This window comes from Candidatus Cardinium hertigii, assembly GCF_003788695.1.
The window spans coordinates 1-4,780 of the sequence record NZ_RARA01000004.1 but is presented as its reverse complement, the minus strand read 5'-3'; the positions used below and the strand labels follow the sequence as shown (position 1 = coordinate 4,780).

The window sequence follows — 4,780 nt, the reverse complement described above, 5'->3', positions numbered from 1 at the left end:
GGAAGCTAATGAAACCACTAAACTACTATTTATGGCATTTGGGTAATCAGTTATTTGGCTGTCTGAAAGATCTTGATAAGGAAATCTTGCAAATAAATAAAAAATTACACTATCATAAGATTAGCTATACTGCTGCCACTATACCAACTTATCTAAGAAAAGGACGTCCTAAAAAAGATGATAAACCAGACAAAGTTACATACAAAGCCCATACAGTTTTACTACGAGATGAAGAAAAGATTGAATATGCTACTTTAAGTAAAGGGCTTTTTATTCTAGCAACCAATCAATTAGATGGAATTACTCTTATTATAAAGAACAATCTGGTACTGAATCAGGATTTAAGTTTATTTATTAAAGATAACAGTTTTGAAGTAGATTCTATTTTGCTTAAGAAGCCTGGACGGATTAGTGTTTTAATGGTAGTGATGACGCTTTGTTTAATGGTCTATAGCTTTGCGCAGTATGATAAAACTATATCATGCTTGCGTTTTATTAGAAATTTATTTTACTTTTGTACAATTGTTTTTGAGCATGTTCTATTCCAAAAAAGGGAATTATAGGAGGATGCATGTAATTACAAATAGCAAGCATATAAATCAAATACATAACTAATAAATACATAATGTATGAAACATAATCTAAAAAAAGTATGGGATACGCCTATATATTATTTTGCTGTTTTCATTGCAATAGGTTGCAACAAGGTAGGCAGCACATTGGGTATGAACACGGGCACGGGCACGGAAAGTCTGAATAATACAATCAAAACAGAAAGTGCACCCAATGAAGAGGAGGAAGACGAGGAAATATTTGCTATTAAGGAAAGATTACGTTTATTATTATGCAATAATCCTAATAATCCTAATAATCCTACGGATACGGACGAAGCGATAATTGATCTACAAAATCGGTCCGTAAAAGTTCAACAGCATCAAATAAATCAATTCAATGCTACTTGTTCAAAAGCAAAAAAAATAATAAATGAGATAGAGATAATAAAGCAGGAAATACAAGTTTTAAAGGCGAAACATATGCATACGTCTGAAGAAAGGGGCAAAAATAGCGAGCAGTTAAAAAAATTAAAATTAGATATGAATTCTCTTGTAGAAGAGCTAAAAAACCAGCAATCAGCCCTAGAGCAACTAGAAAAAAACAAAGTTGAAATAGAGGCAGAGCAAAGTACATATGATGAGCAAATAAAGAGTAAAACATTGCAATTAGAAAGTCTCAAAGCAGAAGAGGGTGCGCCTTTGCTCAAAAGGAGGTGTTTGACTAATACTTTCAGTGTTCCTCATAGTGTTCCTAACACAGCACTGCATGTTGCCCCTCCTGCACAACAAGTAAATAATGTGCCATATTGGGACCCAACTACTACTGCAACTGGAATACAAGCAAACGCTTCGCAGCATAATTTCATGCATATTCCGCAATTCCCCCCTCGGATATTCTGGTCCCCACCTGCTGCAACTTCAACACAAGCAGACTTTAGACAGTATTCGAATTGGAATATGTATGGGAGAGAATCTTTCCCTTCCACCTCTCAATCATCTAATCGCTATAGTATGCAGCCACGAGGGAAAGGGGGTTACCCGGCTACCCCAAAAAAATAATGGATTGTCCGTTAGCGATAATATAACTGGTTCACAAAATAAGGATTATTAGTAATTATTAATATAATATAAGATTATGATAGAAAAAAATAACAATATGCATGGGTTATGTCATTTTCTGGTTGCTGTGATAACCGTAACGGGATGCAGTACGGTAGGTAGTGTACATAAGATGATGGATGAGGGAAGTTCATCTAACCTGCTTAATACTTTGGAATTGGAAGAAGAAGAAATTGATAAAAGGCAAAAAGAAACTGAAGAAAAATTAAGTGAGCGCTTACAAAGCGCAACAATAACATTGTATAAAGAAAAAGTAAAGCGAACGTATGAGGTAACACAGAAAAGTGAAAACAGAAAAAGAAAAATAAATGAGGAGATAGCTCTTAGAGAGAAATTACTTACCCTGAATAATAGTCGCGAGACAAATAAAACACGTATAGACACTATAGAGCAAAAGATAAATCTAAAGGTTTCTACTATAGAAGGATTACAAAAAGAACAAAAAAATTTGGCAGCTGATATAAAAACACATGAAATGCATGAAACCAGATATCAAGAAGAAAATGAGGGGCATATATTAAATATAAGAAAAAAGAAGGAAGAGCTTAGTAAGAAAAATAAAGAGCTGGAACCAATAGTACCAAACATTCAAGCACATAAAAAAAAGCTTGATAAAATACATAATATAGTTCAGGAGGTATATACTAAACAGTGCAATAATGTAGTTGACAAGTGTAGTCAATTTTTACAGCAGTAGGCGAATCTTTCTAAAAGATTATGTAAATACACATAAGGCAATTAAATCCGCCTTCAGCGTACTCACATAGTGGGTACTATGCTGCGTGTACTTCACCCTCGCGCGCCTTGCCAGCTTCCCAAATCCATTGAGTAACCGTAGAGGGCAAGTTCTGATTTTTAGCTTGCAGCCTGAAATTTTCAACAGCTTTGTTTCACCAGCGCTTGATTTTTTTTGGCTAATGCCTGTTTACCAGCTACCCACTAAGACTAGTGCACCATTCAAGTTCTTGTTTTAAAAAACAACCGGTATGGCTCTCCGGAACGGCTGCAACAGCTTCTGGAGTACCCTGAGCTACTATATATCCTCCTTCATGCCCTCCTTCTGGCCCGATATCAATAATATAATCCGCAACCTTTATAATATCCATATTGTGTTCTATAACTAGTATGGTATTGCCCTGCTCTACTAATCTTGTTAATACAGATAATAGATCTATAATATCTTGAAAATGGAGGCCAGTACTAGGCTCATCTAAGATGTAAAGCGTATCTCCCGTACTTTTTTTGGCTAACTCCGTAGCCAATTTGACCCGCTGTGCTTCCCCACCAGATAAAGTAGTAGCATGCTGTCCCAACGTAATATATCCCAAGCCTACTTGGGCGAGGGTAGAGAGTTTAACCAATATGGATGGATAGTTTTCAAAAAAAGGTATGGCATTGGATACCGTCATATCCAATACATCCGCAATAGATTTCCCCTTGTATTGTATCTCTAACGTTTCGCGACTGTATCGTTTACCCTTGCATATATCACAAGTAACATATACTTCGGGTAATAATCCCATTTCTATGCGTTGAATGCCAGCTCCTTCACAACTATTACATCGCCCTTCTTTCAGATTAAAAGAGAATCTACCTGGTTTGTAGCCTCGAATTTTAGCTTCTGGCAAAATCGAAAAAAGGTTACGTATTTCTGTAAATATACCCGTATAAGTACTGGGGTTAGAACGTGGGGTTCTACCTATAGGCGACTGGCTAACCTCTATAACCTTATTAATATGTTCTAAACCAAAAGCTTCTGAATAGGCCAACGAGATGGATCGACTGTTGTAAAGATGTTTTTTAAGAATAGGCAAGAGGGTTTTACGTATTAATGAAGATTTTCCACTTCCAGAGACGCCCGTTACGCAAATCATCACACCCAAGGGAAAAGTTAAAGTTATATTTTTTAAATTATTTCCACTACATCCAGTAATGGTGAGACATTTGCCATTCCCCTTTTTCCGATCGGTTGGTATCATACAGCTTCTTTTATGGGTTAAAAAATCAGCTGTAATACTAGATTGTGCCAAAAATTCAGGTAAAGTACCTGCTGCTACCACTTCCCCTCCATACATGCCAGCTCTAGGGCCTATTTCTATCAAATAGTCCGATGCTAACATTATTTCCTTATTATGCTCTACTACCAAAACCGTATTGCCAATATCTCTAAGCGCTTGTAAGGAAGCAATGAGACGCCCATTATCGCGCTGGTGTAAACCAATACTTGGTTCATCAAGAATATACAGTATACCTAACAATTGTGTGCCTATTTGGGTAGCAAGTCTAATGCGCTGTGCTTCTCCCCCAGATAATGTTTTGAGGCTTCTATTAAGCTGCAAATAATCTAGTCCCACATCCATTAAAAATTGCAGCCGTTTGGAAATTTCTTTTATAATCTCATGCGCAATGGTTTGTTTTTTGCCTGTTAAAGTAGCTGGTAATAGGTCAAACCATTGCTTAAGTTCCTTTAGATCCATCGTAACCAACTCAGCGATATTTTTGTCGTTAATCTTAAAAGAAGTGGCTATTTTATTTAGCCTTGTTCCTGCACAATCTGGACATATAGCTGTATATTCAAAGCCCTCTTCTGCAACACTTTTTTGAGCATTTTCACGTCCTTGTTGTTTGATAAGTGTTGATATAATCCCCTCAAAGGGCTCTAAAAAGTTTGCTATCACCTTAGTTTTATAAGGGGTAATATTACCAAACAATAATAAATTCAGCACAGCTGAAGGCAATGCTTCAATAGGATCGGTAATTTTATATTTGTACAATTTTAATAGGGCTGCTATTTTTTTAAATAGGAGTGACTCTTTATAGGGTCCCAATGGAACAATGCCCCCATCTTTAATGCTAATGGTACGATCTGGAATAATGGCGGCTACCTCTATCTGCGTAACCTCACCGAGCCCATCACAGGTCGAACATGCGCCATAGGGCGTATTAAAAGAAAAAAGATTGGGCGCCGGTTCAGCATAAGCTAATCCAGTCTCTTCATCCATTAAGGACTCAGAAAAATAATAATCTTTTTGCTCAGGATCTGCTATAATCAATGTCCCTTTTCCATATTTTATAGCTAATTGTAACGCATTTTGTATACGATCTAT

3 protein-coding genes and 1 pseudogene are annotated in these 4,780 nt (G+C 36.5%); 3 read left to right on the top strand and 1 reads right to left on the bottom strand.

What is annotated here, in order from left to right; translation table 11 throughout:
* From EDM02_RS00055 to EDM02_RS00045, 3 genes and pseudogenes are all read left to right on the top strand, one after another.
* A pseudogene (locus tag EDM02_RS00055) lies at positions 1-563 on the top strand (hypothetical protein); the annotation flags it as partial.
* Between the two features lie 66 nt (positions 564-629).
* Positions 630-1,613 (top strand): coiled-coil domain-containing protein, encoded by a 984-nt coding sequence (locus EDM02_RS00050; RefSeq protein ID WP_123662083.1) that lies wholly within the window; start codon positions 630-632, stop codon positions 1,611-1,613.
* A 76-nt stretch (positions 1,614-1,689) separates the two neighbouring features.
* Positions 1,690-2,370, top strand: coding sequence for a hypothetical protein (locus tag EDM02_RS00045; protein WP_123662081.1), 681 nt, complete (start codon positions 1,690-1,692; stop codon positions 2,368-2,370).
* 235 nt (positions 2,371-2,605) lie between these two features.
* Here the strand turns inward: EDM02_RS00045 and uvrA are convergent.
* Positions 2,606-4,780, bottom strand: a 2,175-nt coding sequence (gene uvrA / locus EDM02_RS00040) for an excinuclease ABC subunit UvrA (RefSeq protein WP_123662079.1), incomplete at its 5' end; no start/stop codon positions are given.